Genomic DNA, 18,244 nt, shown 5'->3' with positions numbered 1-18,244 from the left:
TATGAAATAGTTTTCGTTTAAAAACATATATTTAACGGTAAAAAGTATGATTTAAAAAAATACATATAGTTAAGAATATAACTATTCGTAATCTTTTTTTATTATTCTTCTATTACTAGTTTTAACTTACTTTTATATAAAAAAATGTAATTTTGAAACACATTGGGCTACAATCTATCTAAAAAGTCACGCTAAGAAATATATGCTTGAAAAAATAAAAATTAATTGTAAAACGACTTCATTACAATATGCATATTATAATCATACCAATCACACATCTTTTGTACTTGATAGTGCAATAGATTCAAACCACATTGGTATTGATTATAGCTATAATACATCTCATCCTATTTATCAAAAAATGTTATATGATTACGTAGATTTAGCAATTACAAAAAAAGTTCAGGAACTTAGGCTAGGAAGAACTGCAGAAATTATAAAAAGTTCTTTAGGTGCTAAACCAGTCGAAATGAAATTGTATGTACAACATAGAAATTTAATCTCCAATGCACTCTTAAAACCTTTGGTTGAACTAATTTCGCTAAGTGAATATGAAATTAGAACCCCTTTTAAATTTCAATTATACTAATGGATTCATTGACTCAAATTGTATTAGGTGCCGCTGTAGGAGAGGCTGTTTTAGGCAAAAAAGTTGGGAATAAAGCTATGCTATGGGGGGCCATCGCAGGAACTATTCCGGATCTGGATGTATTATCAAAAGTTTTTGTAGATAATATTACCGCAAATGAACTACATCGAGGTTTTTCACATTCTATTCTTTTTAGTATTCTGGTAGCCCCAATACTAGGTTTTTTGATATCTAAATTATATAGAAACAAAGATGCCGATTGGAAAGATTGGTCTAAGCTTATGTTTTGGGGCATTTTTACACACCCTATTCTAGATGCTTTTACTACATGGGGAACTCAATTATTTTGGCCCTTTGCGTATAAAGTTTCATTTAAAAACATATTTGTGGTAGACCCTTTATACACTATCCCCTTTTTAGCGTGTTTGATTATAGCAATGTTTTATAAACGTACTGATCCCAAACGATATAAAATAAATACTCTTGGGTTGTATATTAGTAGTGTATATATGATTATAACACTGGGATTAAAATGGTATACTTATGGTGTATTCCAAACTAATTTAGAAAATCAACATATCCGTTATAAAGAAATACAAACAAAACCGACTCCTCTAAATAGTATTTTATGGACTAGTAATGTAGAAACAGAAGATTCTTTTTTAATTGGTTATTATTCTATATTAGATAAGGACCCTATTATTACTTTTATAAAGTTTCCAAAGAATCACCACTTATTAGGAAAAATGAAAAACGACCCTTTGATTCCTCGATTAATCAAATTATCAGAAGGTTGGTATACTATCGAAAAGAAAAATGATAAATTATTTTTTAATGATTTAAGGTTTGGACAATTAGGTATTGATAAAGGTGCGAGTCGATTTGTATTTAGTTATGAATTATTTTATGATAACAATAATACCCTTATGGCAAAAGAAAGAGAAAGAAATATGGAAGAAGTTTCTCCTCTTCTAAAAAAATTATTTAGTAGAATTTTAGGTAATAAATCATAATTTTTAAAGCCCCTTATGAATTTTTAAAAATTCATAAGGGGCTTTTACATCTATTTTTATACTTTTTAAGTTCTAAATTCTACAAAAAAAATGTTTTTTCTTACCCTAAAGTATTAATTAAAAAAGGAATTTTAAATCGTTATTTTATTTTCTAAGAAACGATAGTATTCTTTTTAAAAAACTACTTTTTCTATAGTAAATGTTTCTACGGGAGGATTTGCTCCTCTAAATAGATCGTCTAGTGAACTATTTATCACATAAGTGGTCTTAAAATACGCATTAGCAAGCGTAGTAGGAAAGTCACCTTGTACTGTATAAGAACTTCCTAATTCTATAGTCCGCCAAGCATCATTACTTTTATATTCGATTACATTAGCAAAATTACTAACTGCATGTATCGTTCTAAAATCAATAATCTGTAATCCATCAAGACCGCCTACCGGAAGATCAATAGCAGTAAAAGACTCTGGTTTATTGATTGGTACTCTAAAGATTTTCGCATCGCTACTTGCCACCAATAAAAAACCAAATGGATGGTATGTAATTCCATTAATACCAAAACCTACAGATGGTTTCAACTTTTCATCTTGTAAAAATATAGAAGCTTCTCCTTCAGTATTTATTTTATAAAGTGTTGATGTACCTGTATCTGTAACGTATATATTTCCTTCAAAATCTGTAATCAAATCATTAGGAAAAGGATTCGTATTAGGTATCAAACCTACTAAATCCACATACAAAATTCGTTTTCCTGTTTTAAGATCATAGCCAGCAACACCAGCTATATTTTGAAAAAAACTACCAATAGTAACATAAATTCTATCACGTATATTATCAATATGAACCCCTACGGTAGCTGTTAATATCTCGTCTTCAATAAAAGGTACATACTCCCCTTCATTAGTAACAATCCCAATAGTACCTTGAGTAAATGAACTTACATAAAATCGATTTCGTCTAAAATCAAACTCTACTCCTTCTGGATACAAGCCTGGAGCTGTAAAAGAAACTTTATCCGGTAAAAATGTAAGACGTTTGCTTGTTGAAGCCAAGTGCGAATAATCTTCAAAAAAAGGCTGGTTATTTTCTATAACTTCTTTATCTGGTACAGAAGATACTTCCTCTACAAGGTCATTGCTGCAAGAAGTTGCCATAAAAATAGAAAAAAAGCCCATAAAAATTAAATGTTGTGTTTTCATAAAGTTGGATTTAAGATTTTCTTAAAGGTATATAAAATTCTACGTTATTTTAATAATCTTAAATGATTGTATTAAATTTTTAGGATTAATGAGATATCTAAGTACACCCATTGAAAATATCCAAAAAAAACAGAGATCAAACATAAAATTTATAACGTAATAATAGCAACCAAAATAAACTATGTGTACTAATCCAAAAACATTATAAGTGTACTAATTTTGAGATTTAAAATATGTATCAATGTAGTAATCTAATCTATATATCTAAATCCTTTTCTTTCGAACAGAGCATTGGTACCTATCCTACCATAACACCATATAAAGCCCCATGTCCAAAACTTCTAAAATTAGTACCATATTTATCATATATTCCTGAGCATATAGGTAAACTTCTGTACTATAATCTAAGTATAGTAAAAATGAAAAAGGCTAAATATAAATCTCAAGCCCTTTAAAACCTTAGGATTTTGAGGCTTAAACATCATAAATTACCAAATACAGCAAAAACAAAGGGGGTAAAAAAATTAACTCCAAATCCTTTTATAAAAAATGGTTGTTTTCTTAATCAATTAACAGAGACATCAGCCAGTCACATCATTTTTTTCATACAATAATTAATCCCTAAAACAAAAGGAATTAGACTCCTCCATACTACCGACTCAAAACTGATTTTGTTCTGTAAGCATAAAAGAAGAAAGTCCATAATAACACGCATACTATATCATTAAAAAATATACCTAATACTAGTGCTACTAATGCTTTAGATCCAAATTAAAGACTTACTATTTAATAACAAAAAAAAGACGGAAACTATAAAAATGATCATTCCTAACCCTAGTATAAAACCTTCCAAAAATGATATAGGAATTATTTAATGATTACATTCTTATAAATATAATTTATTGTAGCTTTTTTCTCAGAATTTAGATATGATGCATTGTTCATCCATACATATCAAAAGAGTATTACTTAAGCTATTTTTAGTATGGTATATATAGAAATCAGGTATAAACAATGTAAGTCCTTCTACTAGATTTTAATCTGAGTCTAAAAAAGGGGTTTGACATTTCAAACCCCTTTTTACTTTTCTTACGAATAATTTTAATGAGTTAACAATCATAAGCCCCTTAATTAGATATTAAGTTATAATTGAAAAAACCTAAAAATATTCAATTAATTTAGATAACAAATGATTATTGGCATCCAAAAAGAGGCTTTAAATTAGCTGGGATATGATCACAGATATCAAAATCTCCTCCACCATTATCTCCTGTTGAGCAATTAGAGCTTACACTAGAATTTTCACAAACAAAAGAATCAATTACAGCTCCTTCACCGTTTTTAACAATCACATTTGTTCCATTATAACTTACAGAAACACTATTAGTCTGATAAGTTTTAGTTACACAATCTGTTGTTACAGTACAATCCGCGTGTGCAATCCCTACAAAGGCTATTGCCATTACTAATGTTAAAAATTTGATTTTCATAATATTTAAGGTTTTAAAAATTAATTATAGTGCTAAATTATATGAATAGTTATTTGAAATACCTCTACTTTACACGAAAGCACCTTTTGAGTGTATTTAATATGCATATTCTTGTATAACAGGTTTTTTTAGTTCATAAAACCATGAGGTATAACAACTTGTATCGAGTTAGTAGAACTTGCTATCTGATCACTATTATCTTAGGGTAATCCTACACCATTACTTATTATAGTATGAAATAATTATATAGGAATAAGAAAAACCTATGAAACAAATAAGAACTCCCCAAAAAATAGGACTAATATTGTTATCATTAGAACTAAAATGAGCTATTATAAATATTAAAAATTCAGGAGGTAAAAACACTAAAAAGTGAATAGTGTTTATAGTAACTTTAAAAAATTAAAGGCTATTATACCTACTCTATTATTAAAATCAAAAAGGATGAAATACATACTAAAAAGTATTATTATTGATGATGAAAAAAAAGATAGAGAAAATATAAGCTTGTTACTCGATATGTATTGTCCACAAGTAACGATTATTGGAAAAGCTAATAACAAGACTTCTGCTCATAAATTATTGTCTCAATTAAACCCTGATTTAGTTTTTATTGATATTCAATTAGGAACAACAATGGCTTTTGATATTCTTAATGAATTTGAGAGTTTCAATTTTACTATTGTTTTTGTATCTGCTCATGAAAAATATGCTGTTAAAGGATATCAATATAATGCAATAGATTATATCTTAAAACCTATCGATATCAACAAACTAATTAAAGTGGTTAATAAAGCTTACATAAAAAAGGCTACTTCTCTCGTATTTAAAGAAAATCTTCTTAATGATTCTAAAAAAACACATTCTGATTCAATACCTTATAAAATATCAATAACAGATGCAAAAGAAGTTCATGTCATAGCTCCTTCAAAAATACTATACTGCTCTAGTAATAGAAATTACACCATTTTTACACTTGATAATGAAAAAGAAATAGTTATCTCTAAAAATCTTAAACATTTTGAGAACAAACTAAAACATTATGATTTTTTACGTATCCATAAATCATATTTGATAAACCTTAATCATGTAGATTACATTATAAAAGAAGAAGGAGGAGCGGTAATTATGGATAATAGTAAAAGTCTTCCTGTTTCTAAAAATTATAGAAAACAATTATATGATAAAATAAATATTATTTAATCGTAATTTCTTAAATATGACTATAATTCAATAATGAATTCTCATCATATTATCCTATATCATACGATCTCCCAAATTATAGATTGATTATAACTTTTCTTTTTTTAGAATTTTGACATGGAATATTAATCGTTTTACATAAAATTGAAATAAATAAACTTCTAATTATTATCTGGTTCTTTTTAATATCTATATTTATCTTGCAAATCAAATATTCACACTTATGAGTAGTACATACAAAACTAAAGTCAATAAGAAATTTGAATTTGAATTTACTGAAGAAGATATTTATAAAATAGATATTGTAACTAATTCAGATTCGAATTATCATTTAATACAAAACAACACATCTTACCATACAGAAATTTTACGATCTGATTTTAATTCCAGAAATTATGAGGTTAAAATTAACAATAACACCTACCAGATTGAGGTTGCTAATCAATTAGATTTAAAGATTGCCGCAATGGGATTTTCTATTGGAGGATCAAAACAAGTACATGCTATTAAAGCTCCAATGCCTGGATTATTGTTAGATATTCAAGTTACGATTGGTCAGGAAGTAAAAGAAGATGATCCTTTACTTATTTTAGAAGCCATGAAAATGGAAAATAATATTCTATCTCCTAGAGATGGAGTTATTAAGTCTATTGCTGCCAATACAGGTGATGCTGTAGATAAGGGGCAATTATTAATCGAGTTCGAATAACTTATAGTAGACATTAAAAAAGAATTAAAACACATGTATACCTTTTAAACTATTCGTTTTTAATAGGTAGTACTTAGTTTCAATACAATTAATATGAAAAAAATATTAGTAGCAAACAGAGGTGAAATTGCAATTCGGGTGATGACTACAGCTCGTAAAATGGGAATTAAAACCGTAGCAATATACTCTACTGTGGATAGAAATGCTCCTCATGTAAAATTTGCTGATGAAGCAGTTTGCATTGGAGAAGCTCCATCTAACCAATCTTACCTATTAGGTTCTAAAATTATTGAAGTTGCTAAACAACTTAATGTAGATGCTATACATCCTGGATATGGGTTCTTAAGTGAGAATGCCGATTTTGCAGAAGAAATAGAAAAAAACAATATCATTTTTATTGGTCCTAAGTCTAAAGCCATTAAAATTATGGGAAGCAAGTTAGCAGCCAAAGATGCTGTTAAAGCATATGGCATCCCTATGGTTCCGGGTATAGATCAAGCTATTACAGACATTACTAAGGCTAAAGTTATTGCAGCAGAGATAGGGTTTCCAATACTAATCAAAGCTTCTGCTGGTGGTGGTGGAAAAGGAATGCGCGTGGTAGAAGAAGAAAAAGATCTGGAGTCACAAATGAACCGAGCCATTAGTGAAGCTACCTCTGCATTTGGTGATGGTTCTGTATTTATAGAAAAATATGTAGCTTCACCTCGGCATATAGAAATACAAGTGATGGCAGATAGTCATGGTAATGTAATTCATTTATTCGAAAGAGAATGTAGTGTACAGCGACGACATCAAAAAGTGGTAGAAGAAGCTCCTTCTGCTATACTTACACCAGAATTACGTTCTAAAATGGGTAATGCAGCAGTAAAAGTTGCCAAAGCATGCGATTACTTAGGTGCAGGTACTGTAGAGTTTTTATTAGATGAAAATCACAACTTCTACTTTCTAGAAATGAATACCCGACTACAGGTAGAACACCCTGTTAGTGAACTCATTACAGGAACAGATCTTGTAGCGCTACAAATACAAGTTGCTAGAGGTGAAAAACTACCTATCCAACAAGAAGATCTTTCTATAAAAGGACACGCATTAGAGTTAAGAATATATGCAGAAGATCCCTTAAATGACTTCTTACCTAGTGTAGGTACTTTAGAGACCTACAAGATTCCTATTGGAAAAGGAATTAGAGTAGATAATGGTTTTGAAGAAGGTATGGAAATTCCGATCTACTACGATCCTATGCTTGCCAAACTCATTACATATGGTACCACCAGAGAAGAAGCTATACAATTAATGCTTCTGGCTATTGAAAACTATAACATTAAAGGAGTACAAACCACATTACCTTTTGGAAAATTTGTGTTTGAGCATGATGCTTTCCGTTCTGGTAATTTCGATACTCATTTTGTAAAAAAATACTTTACTCCTGATATCATACAGTCCGAAATAGAAAAAGAAGCCAAGATTGCAGCTTTAATTGCTATGAAACAATATATAGAAGATCAAAAAACATTACGCATACCAACACTATAATAGTTATGGATTCAAAAATAAAAATACTACAAGATAAAGTTACTCAGGCAAAATTAGGTGGTGGTCAACAACGTATCGAAAAACAACATCAAAAGAAAAAATTAACCGCTCGTGAGCGTGTCGAATATCTACTCGATGAAGGTTCTTTTGAAGAAATTGGTATTTTAGTAACACATCGAACCACTGATTTTGGGATGGATAAAGAAATCTATTATGGGGATGGTGTTGTTACAGGATACGGAACTATACATGGACGATTGATCTATATTTTTGCGCAAGATTTTACCGTTTTTGGCGGAGCATTATCAGAAACACATGCCGAGAAAATTTGTAAAATAATGGATATGGCAATAAAAACAGGCGCACCAATTATTGGTCTTAATGACTCCGGAGGTGCTAGGATTCAAGAAGGAGTTCGCTCTCTAGGAGGGTATGCTGATATCTTTTATAAAAATGTACAAGCCTCTGGTGTGATTCCTCAGATCTCTGCTATTATGGGACCCTGTGCCGGAGGAGCCGTATACTCTCCTGCCATGACTGATTTTACGATGATGGTAGAAAATACCAGTTATATGTTCGTTACAGGACCTAATGTAGTAAAAACAGTAACTAATGAAGAAGTTACTTCTGAAGAACTGGGAGGTGCCAGTACCCATTCTACAAAATCAGGAGTCGCACATATTACTTCTACCAATGATATAGAATGCCTAGAAGATCTAAAGAAATTACTGAGCTATCTTCCACAAAGCAATAAAGAGTTACCAAAAAAAATAGCGTATACGTTAACTGACGAAGTTAGAGATACACTTTCTACTATTATACCTGATAATCCTAATAAGCCTTATGATATGCATGGGGTAATTAGTGGAATTATTGATACCGATTCATTCTATGAAATTCATAAAGACTATGCAGAAAATATTATTGTAGGTTTTGCCCGCCTAGGTGGAAGAAGTATCGGGATTGTAGCCAATCAGCCTCAATTTTTGGCAGGAGTTCTCGATGTTAATAGTTCTAAAAAAGCGGCACGATTTACACGTTTTTGTGATTGCTTTAATATTCCACTATTAGTATTAGTCGATGTTCCTGGATTTTTACCAGGTACCGATCAAGAGTGGAATGGTATTATTGTACACGGCGCTAAATTATTATATGCACTAAGTGAAGCTACAGTACCTAAAGTAACTGTGATCACTCGTAAGGCCTATGGTGGTGCTTATGATGTAATGAATTCTAAGCATATTGGTGCTGATCTTAACTTTGCTTGGCCTTCTTCAGAGATTGCGGTAATGGGAGCTAAAGGAGCTAGTGAGATTATTTTTAGAAAAGAAATCAAAGATGCTGATGATCCTGCAGCAAAGCTATTAGAGAAAGAAACCGAATATGCAGAGAAATTCGCAAATCCATATCGTGCTGCACAACGAGGTTTTATAGATGAAGTAATCTTACCAAAAGATACCCGAAGAAAACTAATTAAAGGGTTTAGTATGCTCGAAAACAAAACGGTAGAACGTCCTAAAAGAAAACATGGAAACATTCCACTATAATTAATTATAAACTACCTCACAGGTCTTTAAGACCTGTGAGGTTATAGTATCGATAATAATTATTGCTGTTTTTCTAATTCTTTTAATAAATTCATCTCCCAAAAATTAGGTATTGTCATATTAGACAATATAATTATAGTCAAATTTTTATCAGGGCATCTGGTTAATCGAGAACTATATCCTGGTTGCCCCCCAGTATGTGTTTCTATTTTTCCAAAAACTGGCGAATCATGCAATAACCACCCGAATCCATAATTTTCTCCCCAAGCTTTTGCCTTTTTACCATTGTTTAGTAGCATAGGTGACATTGCTTTCTTAAGACTCTCTTCTGATATTATTTTTCTTTCATAAAGCGCTTTATCCCATACTAATAAATCATGTATGGAACTTACCACCGAACCATCTCCATAAAAACCCCCTAACCAATAAACAGAACTATATTGTGGTAACTCGTATGCAACCTTCATTGAGTTCGAGGCTGTATCAAAATGATATCCCATACTCAGGTTAGAGGTTTTGATTTTTCTATAATCAGTCACTAACTGAGCAGTAGTATTCTTCATTTGCGCTGGCTCAAATAATTTAGCTTTCATAAACTCATTAAATCGAACTCCGCTTATTTTCTCTATCAAAGTAGCTAAAATGCAATAACCAATATCACTGTATTCGAATTTACTCCCAGGCTCCCACTGTAGCGAATACTTCTTACTTTTTAGCATCGCAAGCATGTTTTCATTACCATTGACCACTGTAGTATCTAGATCTTTCCACATGCTATCTACAAAATTGGGTAACCCAGAGGTATGTGACATTAAGTGTTTGATCTTAATCTTAGAAAAAGGAAAATCTTCTAAATATTTAGAGATCGGATCATTGATACTTAATTTTTTTTCTTGCTCCAAAATTAATATCCCAAAAGACGTAAACTGCTTAGAAACAGAAGCTATCTGAAACTTTGTTGAGTCTGTAAATCCAGTTTTATGTTCTATATTGGCATAACCATATTCTTTTTTGTATAAAATTTTATGGTTCTGAGCGATAAGTACTACTCCATTAAATCGATGAGAACGATACTGCTGATTAAAAAAATTATTGATTTGTAATGTGTCTATTTTTATGTCTTGCCCATTTGATATCAATGGATTTAATAATAAACTTAAGATAAAAAAGAGTATATATTTCATTATTTTTAATATTGACTAATAGTTTTTTTATATAAAATTACAGCTAAAGATAAGATTCTGCTTTTGTTCTCCTATTCTTTTTTTTGCTCGTAAGTAGGTTTAAATTTTTCAGGGAGTTTTTTATTCTTAAAATCTAAATATTCTCCTGTAAACCAACCTGTAAAACCAAATAAAGGCCCTAGTAATGTTGTTGTAACAGAGAGATCTAAATAAAAACGCTCTGTAGTATCATCATACCATTCTAATAATTCTATATTGCCTCTTATAAATGAGGGGATCTTGATTTTTTTTCCTAGAATAAACACATATTGATCTCCAGAAATAAATTTAATGGCTCCATGTTCTGCTACAGATAATCCCATTTTAAAAAAGATTTTTTGATCAAGCCCTAGGTATTCAATGATCTGATTATTACGATCACTAAATAGTGCTGTACCATCAAATCGCTGTTCTTCATCATCAAAAAAGAATACACGATTCATAGAATGTACTTCTCTGTTAAAACGATCTTTATATGGATAATTATGAATTTCATATTCAATATTTTCTCCCTCTCTGGGAAATAATATATTTGATTTTGACAATAACTTTAATAAAGATACTGTCAGTTTATTTCCTGTCCAGATCTTTTCCATCACTCCTTTACCAATAAAAGCAATAGCATTATCTGTAGAAAAATCAAATCTTTTTTGAATTTCTGGGTGTAGTTTTAAATACTCACTCCCCATTTGTTGTTTATATGCCGACATATCTCCAATTTTAATTGCGCGTCGTCTTTTAATTAAAAACTAAAGTATATCTACCGCTTAAAATTCATTAGTCATTTTTCCTAAGTTTATTTTTTGAGCTTTTGTAAAGGTTATTTCTCTTACATATTCCATTTTTCCCCACAAGTAAGTATTTCCTTTTAATCCTTTAGTAGCTTTCATTCTTCTATTCAATCGGTTTGTTTCTCGATCTGTAGCCTTTCTTCTACCCCCTAATTGACCATATAGTTTAATTGCAGGCGGGGTGCTGAACTTTTCTCTAAATAATGCTTTTATCCAAAAAAAAGTATTGCTATTCACTCCCAATATACATATGTTTTTATTTGCTTCTGCATGAGTAGGTAACTTCGAAGGGAATTTTTCAAAATAAAAGCCTGTTTGATTATCATTCAGAAATAATGAACCTATTGGAGTTACGGTTGGATTACTATCAGAATCTACAGATGCTATGGATACATGAAAATTAGATCTAAAACTTTGATTAAAATGTTTTCTTATTAGATGCCAATGAGTTTTTATATCCATATATCCTAAGTTTATTTATTTTGATTATTGTATTATGATTTAGAGTTTTAAATACAAGTTAATTTTTAGTAAACTACCTCGGGACAAGCCCAAAGGCATTCGTTTGAAAAATATTTTTGGTATCGAGGCAAGCCTCGGAACATAAAAATCTCACTTAGTGAATAAATTCTCCTTTTTAGCTCATTTTTCTTTTGATTCGCATGTAATCCAATTAGTATGATTTTTTTGTAGTCTCAAAGATAAAACAACAAACCGATTATAGGGTAACCTATTATAAAGAATAAGCTAACAGCCCTATCCAAAGGGTTTAGGTCGATCCTAACCTCTCGTATTGCGTTTATACGCTGTTTAAACTAACCCTGATGATCTTATAGGTTTTTGAGTGCATATAAAAATTACTTTTAAAAATAACAGATGTGGAAGTGATGATTAGCTTTCATTTTCATCTATTTTAAAACTTATATCATATTTGGTCTTTAGATATGTTATCATTCTTTTTTTACGCTCTTCGATAAAATCTATTGGATTATCCCATATTTTATCATTAAAGTTTATTTGATTAGTGTCTTTAACAGGAAATAAAAACTCATACTCGCTTATATATTTGCTTCCAATTATGTTTTCTCCTTTCGTATTTACAGCTTTATCTGTAAAAAATATTTTTGGATGAATATTAGTTTTAAAACCGTTGATTTCTCCTTTTGTAGGTTGCATATTCCATACGATATCTACATATTTTTTATAATCATTATCGCTATTTTTTAGTTTTTTAGGGAATATGTGGTCTATTTCGGGGTTAAAACGTCCTTTAATATCTGGTTCAAACTGATAGGCTCGTTCTGGGATAAGAATTTTTAATACAAACCAACTATATCCTACAAATGTATCTTCATAAATTTCTGTATTACGTTTTTTCTTTTCAGAAATAAAGTCTTCTATTTTTTGTAACGGAAACTCAAATATCTGATCTGTTAATTGTGATTGCTCTATAATGATTCTACTAAAATTGTCTATGAAACTTTGTAAATTCCAGTCATTAATTTGAGATTTTATAAAGTACTTATTTATGTTATTGAGGTTAGTGCTTGAAATATTTTTGAATTTAGCTCCTTTATTAAATATCTCATAAAAATAAACCATGATAGGTAATAATGCTAAGTTTCTTGGTATAATCGAGTTTTTATTTATTTTGAATTGTCCCCATAAATAGTCTGAAAAAAAAAGATTGTAAAGGGTTTTCTAACTTATCCCATATTGTTTTAAACAATTCTATTTCATATAGTTTTACTTTTCTTGGATCTATTCTAACTCCTTTTTTTACTAACAAATGAATCAGTTGAAGAATATTATAGGCGTTAAATAAGTATCCTTTTCCTGTGATGTTATATATATTTTTGGAACATCCCTGAAGTTTTTCCTCAAAATCATAATGTTCTGATTTAATTTTAGAAAATAATAAGTCTGCTAGTGAAAGAGCTAATCCTCCTGTATTAAGTCTTTCGAATACTTCATTAACCACTTTTTCTCTTGTGGTTTCTATAGAAAAATAAGCCAGTGATTTTTTTTCAGTCTTAACGAATATATCCCAAAGAACATCAATATTATTTTCAACTAATGTTTCTTCTTCATCAGATACGTTCTCTTTTAGTTTTAATATTGATTTTCTATATGCTCGTTTTTCATCATCAGGTAATTTAGAAAATAGTTCATTCATTCTAATATAGTTCCATTGGAGGTCTGTATTCTTTGTGACAAATAAAAACCCCGTATTTTCAGGATCTTTTTCATCATTTAAATTATAAAGCAAATCATAAACAAGAACTTTTCCCTGAAATGTATACTTTAAACAACTGTATAATGTCTGAAGTCTTTGTTGACCATCATAAACAAGGTGCTTATCTGCTCTACCATGCAAACCTTTATCAACAAGTTTCGGGACTTCTCCACTGTAATAATCTGTAATAAATTCTCGATAAGGAACTTTTTCTTTTGTATTCCATAATATCAATCCACCTATAGGGTAACCTTTTAAAATTGAATCAAATAATTTACAAATATAAATTTCAGTTTCATACCGACTCCCCCATACATACGGTCTTTGAATCGCAGGTAAAAACCATCCGTTCGTTACTCCATTTATAGTGTTGATTGCTTCTTTTACTGATACCCCTAAATATGACATTCGATTCTTTTTGTAGAAAAATACAACTAAAAAAAACGGCTACTATACGGAAACTCTCAATGCAACTACACTCTTTTTTTATACACCCGATAATAATCATTCCCTTTTCTTACAAAAAAACTTTTTTTTTCATTTTTCTTTGTAAGAAAATTCTTCAGTTTCAAAAAATGAAACTGAGACATACTATTCTTGCATAAGAAATTAACAAATAATACAAGTAATACATGTCTAAAGAAAATTATGATGCCAAGCTAGCAGAGCTAAATGAGATAGCTCCTAATGAAGTAAAAACTCCTAACATGCCTGTAGATAACGCTCTACAAGAGGCGGAAAATCTACATGTCTGGTCAGGTGTTGATAAGAATATTCTGATCAATAAATCTGGATTAAATTGGAAACTATTCGGAGAAGATATTCCTATACGTGCTGGTGCTTTGCGTCATGCTCAATCACTATGGGTAAGCGAACGTTATAGCCAAGAAGAAGCTAACCGAATGTGGAAAGAAAAATCTCCTAATGCCTATGAAATGAGAGATGATCTCTTAAATGATTTTAGATATGCATTTAGAAAAAATCCTGAATTATTAAGTCGTGTACGTGAGATTAATAACGGTACTGGTAATGCTGATATGATACAGGATCTAAGTGATCTAAGCGCTCTAGGAAAAAAAAACGCAGAAAAGTTAACTGCTGCTAAATTCGACCTAAGAATATTGGATATTGCCGCTAAGTTATCCAATGATATCGCAAAATTATTAGCAGAGGCTAATGGGGCTACCCAAGAAAACTCTAAAGCTAAAGTATTACGCGATAAGGCTTTTTCGCATCTAAAAGAAGCAGTAGACGAGGTACGTATGGCAGGAAAATATGTCTTCAGAAAAAACCCTGAACGCTATAAAGGATATATCAGTACCTATTACCTGTAATCGATCCTAGAAATACTAGTATTTAGCTATTTATATAAGGAAGGCTTAGACCTTCCTTATATATTTTTTAGGATTGTATTATTGTATAATCAACAACCTCGAAGTAAGCTTACGAGGTATGCTTACGAAAAAAATATTTTAATGTTGAGGCAGGTCTTAGGGAATTAAACCCTAGTATAACTGTTCCTAGTACTATAATACCTCTTCCCGGCGATAGTATAATTGCTCCCGGCACTATAATACCCTTTCCCGGCGATAGTATAACTGCTCCCGGCACTATAATACCTCTTCCCGGCGATAGTATAACTGCTCCCGGCACTATAATACCCTTTCCCGGCGATAGTATAATTGCTCCCGGCACTATAATACCTCTTCCCGGCGATAGTATAATTGCTCCCGGCGCTATAATACCTCTTCCCGGCGATAGTATAACTGCTCCCGGCACTATAATACCTCTTCCTAGCGATAGTATAATTACTCCCAGTAGCTAGNTAATTTAAAAAATAAACAGAATAATTAATTCTTATTATTGCTACACCAAGTTGTAGAAAATAATCTAGTAGGTTATAAATATAATTCATTTTCCTACTACGATTAGCAATAAATTGCTCATTACTTTATTTTAAGGAGTACCCACTTACATTTAGTTATCGTAGAATCGATACACTTATCAAAAAGGAAATGGTAGAAGTCTTTAGACCAGATACAGCAAGAAGTCGTCAGATATATAGACTAACTCAAAAAGCACAAACCATCGTTCGTCACTTTTATCAATACTTATCTGGTGAAAAAAAAATCCCTACCAATAGACAAAATAACCCTCTTATGGCTAAACAACCAAAAACAACAAGAGAGCAAATGATACAAGAAATGATTATCAAAATGGCTAATTCTAAAGAGCATAGATTTTAGAATTATGAGTAAATCACATTAAAAATAGTGCTATCGTAATACACTGTTACGGCTTTAACGTAATTTATTTAAGGTTTTGGTATACAGTTACATAAGGTGTTTTTTCATGTTTGATCTTAATTTTAACTACAAAACCGCTCTGCCTTGTCGTTTTTCCTATATTTTTGAGTAGATCTATCCTTATAATCAGGAATTTTTCCCCAAAAAAACTACAAAAATACTTTTAAAAAACAAGAAACACATTATCTTTTTTTCAAGAATTAATAACTATTTTTACCCTGTAAATCAATAACTTAAATGAATTTTGATCTACAGAATAAAATTTATAAAATCTTAAAATTCACATTATGAAAATCAAAACATTTTTTTTACGTATTTTTTTTTTAATTTTCTGCGCATCTATTTTATTAATTAGTTGTGAAACTCCAGAAAATGAAACAAATGAAATTGAAACGCGAGGTGTTGACAGGGAAGTTATTCGACCAGGCGACCAAAACACTAAATCAAATAATAAACTTATTCTTGAATGAAGAAGTATCATTTAAAGGAAGAGTAACTGGAACTGTATTAATTGTTTTCTCTGGTGCGTTGCTTTATCTTGATAAAATTTTTTTACTATTAGGTATTAATAGCTCTATAAACTACGGATTTTCTAGTTTCTATAATTTTGTATGGGTGCTTATGCAAAGTTTAGCACCCATTTTTATTATACTTGTTGGGATTTATTTAAAGCCATATAAATTTTCATATTTAGTTCCTCTATACTGTTATTTGATACAAGTAATATGGAGTTTTAATCCTCAATATGCGGACGATTTTTTGTTAACGATTAAATATTCTTCAGGTCTTATTGTCCTCATAATAGGGATCATTATGGTATTAAAGAAATTTATAACTTTATTTAATATTAAAAAAAATAGAGATGAAGAATTTATTCAAGATGCAAAAGAAGTGTTGGATATCTTAAAATCAAAAATCTTAAACAATAATTCTTAACCATACATAATAATAATATATTATGAACTCTATAAACCTAGAAATAAAAAAGTTAAAACAATTACTTAAAAAAGATCAAATCGAGATTTCCGAAGCTGCAAATATTCTCACACAAATTTTAAATAAATATAATAATGAGTTCGAAATTAGTCAAGACCAATTAATACTACAAGGTATTTCAAAATTTAATGTTTCAATAAAATCATTACTTAATGATAGAAAAAAGGTAACAGAAAGAATAAATAGTTTAAATACTATTATAATTTTTCAAGAATTAGGGGTTACATTTTCAGAGGATGAATTAAAAGATTTATTAAAAAAGTAGTTTAATTACTTTTTTGAAATATTTTCATTATTCTTCAAAATAATATGCTTTTCCATTAATTCTGCTTTAGCATCTTTTCTTTCATAATCAATTAGCAATTTAATTTCAGGTATTTCCATAAAATTCTTTTTATGTTTTATGCAAAATTGGGCTATCTCTTCCAAAGAGACTTTATCCTTATTTGTCACATCCATTTCAATCTTTGAATTGCTATTAAAGATTGTATTTTTTGCTTTTCCTCGTAACAATTCTGCTATAGCCAATGAGATTGTCAAGTTTCCATATTCATACTCTTGAACGGTACGAGGAGATATTTCAAGTAGACTAGCCAACTTAGCTTGTGTCAGCTTTAATTTTTTTCGGAGTATTTTAAATTCTTCTTTATCCATTAACGATAAATACACATTTAATGTGTTTTTTTATATAAATTTATTTTTTTATACACATATAATGTGTAAATTAGCATAAACTTAAAGTAAATATACGTATTTATATGGTATTCATAAGTGGCGTTTTATAAAGTTTTTACTTAGGCAATTGCTTCTAAAACTCCGAATGTATTCACACAATATAATAATATAAGTTCTTTGAGTTTTATAAATAATAAAATCAATTGAAGTGAGTAAAATTACCCCATAACTTCTCATTTCTTATCTATTTAGTTTTTTAAATTAATTATTTAAAATATAAAGCTTTATGACAAGAAAAAAAGGATTAAGAATAAATGCAAAGAGAAAAAGGGTAGAAAATTTTTTAAAAAAAAACAAACCATTTCTAAATATTACTGGGTTAGAAAGAAAAGTAAATCTTCCCAAAGGATCAATTCAAAAATTTCTATCAGAAGAAGAATACTTTATAAACAACAAACGAATATTAAAAATTGATAAGTTTATACTAAATGTATTCATTGAATATGAAGAAATTTTATAAAAATTATTTCCGAATGAAATATAAAGGCATGATTTTTCAAACCTAAACTAAAATAACAACCCTAAATAGATATGAAACCAAGTACCACACAAGAAAAAGAAAGGAGAGTACGTCTTTTTGAAGAACGCGTATTCGATCAGTTAAAAATCAAACAATCTCAGTTTAGCTGTTGTGTAGAAACTTATAGCGGTTATGCCCTATTATTACGCAG

At 30.0% G+C, this 18,244-nt stretch carries 20 protein-coding genes; 11 read left to right on the top strand and 9 right to left on the bottom strand.

Annotation, left to right across the window (positions count from 1 at the left end; genetic code table 11):
• The first annotated feature begins 202 nt into the window (after positions 1-202).
• Positions 203-589, top strand: a complete 387-nt coding sequence (locus N456_RS12620) for a hypothetical protein (protein WP_062057594.1) — start codon at positions 203-205, stop codon at positions 587-589.
• Complete coding sequence (locus tag N456_RS12615; RefSeq protein WP_062057591.1) at positions 589-1,602, top strand: metal-dependent hydrolase; 1,014 nt, start codon at positions 589-591, stop codon at positions 1,600-1,602. The genes N456_RS12620 and N456_RS12615 overlap by 1 nt, the downstream gene beginning before the upstream one ends.
• A 173-nt stretch (positions 1,603-1,775) precedes the next feature.
• Here N456_RS12615 and N456_RS12610 read toward each other — a convergent pair whose 3' ends face one another.
• Together N456_RS12610 and N456_RS12605 are read right to left on the bottom strand one after the other, a co-directional pair.
• Entirely contained in the window at positions 1,776-2,801 is a 1,026-nt protein-coding gene (locus N456_RS12610) for a hypothetical protein (protein WP_062057588.1), read from the bottom strand.
• Between the two features lie 1,193 nt (positions 2,802-3,994).
• The gene (locus tag N456_RS12605; protein ID WP_062057585.1) at positions 3,995-4,291 is read right to left on the bottom strand and encodes a hypothetical protein; all 297 of its coding nucleotides are present in this window, start codon (positions 4,289-4,291) and stop codon (positions 3,995-3,997) included.
• Between the two features lie 444 nt (positions 4,292-4,735).
• Between N456_RS12605 and N456_RS12600 the strand changes: the two genes are divergently transcribed.
• From N456_RS12600 to N456_RS12585, 4 genes are all read left to right on the top strand, one after another.
• Entirely contained in the window at positions 4,736-5,494 is a 759-nt protein-coding gene (locus N456_RS12600) for a LytR/AlgR family response regulator transcription factor (RefSeq protein WP_062057582.1), read from the top strand.
• 223 nt (positions 5,495-5,717) lie between these two features.
• Positions 5,718-6,203, top strand: coding sequence for an acyl-CoA carboxylase biotin carboxyl carrier protein subunit (locus N456_RS12595; RefSeq protein ID WP_062057579.1), 486 nt, complete (start codon positions 5,718-5,720; stop codon positions 6,201-6,203).
• A 93-nt stretch (positions 6,204-6,296) separates the two neighbouring features.
• Entirely contained in the window at positions 6,297-7,739 is a 1,443-nt protein-coding gene (gene accC / locus N456_RS12590; RefSeq protein ID WP_062057577.1) for an acetyl-CoA carboxylase biotin carboxylase subunit, read from the top strand.
• Positions 7,740-7,744: 5 nt separating this feature from the next.
• Entirely contained in the window at positions 7,745-9,286 is a 1,542-nt protein-coding gene (locus tag N456_RS12585) for an acyl-CoA carboxylase subunit beta (RefSeq protein ID WP_062057574.1), read from the top strand.
• 59 nt (positions 9,287-9,345) lie between these two features.
• Here the strand turns inward: N456_RS12585 and N456_RS12580 are convergent, their stop codons facing one another.
• From N456_RS12580 to N456_RS12560, 5 genes are all read right to left on the bottom strand, one after another.
• A complete protein-coding gene (locus N456_RS12580; RefSeq protein WP_062057571.1) occupies positions 9,346-10,470 on the bottom strand; it encodes a serine hydrolase domain-containing protein in 1,125 nt (374 codons plus the stop codon).
• A gap of 71 nt (positions 10,471-10,541) precedes the next feature.
• Entirely contained in the window at positions 10,542-11,219 is a 678-nt protein-coding gene (locus N456_RS12575; RefSeq protein ID WP_062057568.1) for a DUF4166 domain-containing protein, read from the bottom strand.
• Positions 11,220-11,276: 57 nt separating this feature from the next.
• A complete protein-coding gene (locus tag N456_RS12570; protein ID WP_062057566.1) occupies positions 11,277-11,762 on the bottom strand; it encodes a hypothetical protein in 486 nt (161 codons plus the stop codon).
• A 429-nt stretch (positions 11,763-12,191) separates the two neighbouring features.
• Positions 12,192-12,902 carry a hypothetical protein gene (locus tag N456_RS12565; protein WP_062057563.1) on the bottom strand — a complete coding sequence of 237 codons (711 nt, stop codon included), beginning with the start codon at positions 12,900-12,902 and terminating at the stop codon, positions 12,192-12,194.
• A gap of 40 nt (positions 12,903-12,942) precedes the next feature.
• Entirely contained in the window at positions 12,943-13,944 is a 1,002-nt protein-coding gene (locus tag N456_RS12560) for a DUF262 domain-containing protein (RefSeq protein WP_062057560.1), read from the bottom strand.
• 224 nt (positions 13,945-14,168) lie between these two features.
• Here N456_RS12560 and N456_RS12555 point away from each other — a divergent pair, with 224 nt between their 5' ends.
• Positions 14,169-14,870 (top strand): hypothetical protein, encoded by a 702-nt coding sequence (locus N456_RS12555; RefSeq protein WP_062057557.1) that lies wholly within the window; start codon positions 14,169-14,171, stop codon positions 14,868-14,870.
• Between the two features lie 109 nt (positions 14,871-14,979).
• On the opposite strand, the gene N456_RS12550 is transcribed toward N456_RS12555, so the two are convergent.
• Positions 14,980-15,315 carry a hypothetical protein gene (locus N456_RS12550; protein ID WP_062057554.1) on the bottom strand — a complete coding sequence of 112 codons (336 nt, stop codon included), beginning with the start codon at positions 15,313-15,315 and terminating at the stop codon, positions 14,980-14,982.
• A 236-nt stretch (positions 15,316-15,551) separates the two neighbouring features.
• On the opposite strand from N456_RS12550, the gene N456_RS12545 reads away from it, so the two are divergent.
• From N456_RS12545 to N456_RS12535, 3 genes are all read left to right on the top strand, one after another.
• Entirely contained in the window at positions 15,552-15,782 is a 231-nt protein-coding gene (locus N456_RS12545; protein WP_062057551.1) for a hypothetical protein, read from the top strand.
• A gap of 432 nt (positions 15,783-16,214) precedes the next feature.
• Entirely contained in the window at positions 16,215-16,778 is a 564-nt protein-coding gene (locus N456_RS12540; protein ID WP_062057549.1) for a hypothetical protein, read from the top strand.
• A gap of 22 nt (positions 16,779-16,800) precedes the next feature.
• On the top strand, positions 16,801-17,103 hold the full coding sequence (locus tag N456_RS12535) for a hypothetical protein (protein WP_062057546.1): 303 nt from the start codon (positions 16,801-16,803) through the stop codon (positions 17,101-17,103).
• 5 nt (positions 17,104-17,108) lie between these two features.
• On the opposite strand, the gene N456_RS12530 is transcribed toward N456_RS12535, so the two are convergent.
• Complete coding sequence (locus N456_RS12530) at positions 17,109-17,492, bottom strand: helix-turn-helix domain-containing protein (RefSeq protein ID WP_062057543.1); 384 nt, start codon at positions 17,490-17,492, stop codon at positions 17,109-17,111.
• 307 nt (positions 17,493-17,799) lie between these two features.
• On the opposite strand from N456_RS12530, the gene N456_RS12525 reads away from it, so the two are divergent.
• Positions 17,800-18,033, top strand: a complete 234-nt coding sequence (locus N456_RS12525) for a hypothetical protein (RefSeq protein ID WP_062057540.1) — start codon at positions 17,800-17,802, stop codon at positions 18,031-18,033.
• Positions 18,034-18,244: the final 211 nt, after the last annotated feature.

This window comes from Aquimarina longa SW024, assembly GCF_001401755.1.
Classification (GTDB): Bacteria; Bacteroidota; Bacteroidia; order Flavobacteriales; family Flavobacteriaceae; genus Aquimarina; species Aquimarina longa.
The sequence above is the reverse complement of the archived record's forward strand: the minus strand, read 5'-3'. Positions and strand labels throughout refer to the sequence as shown.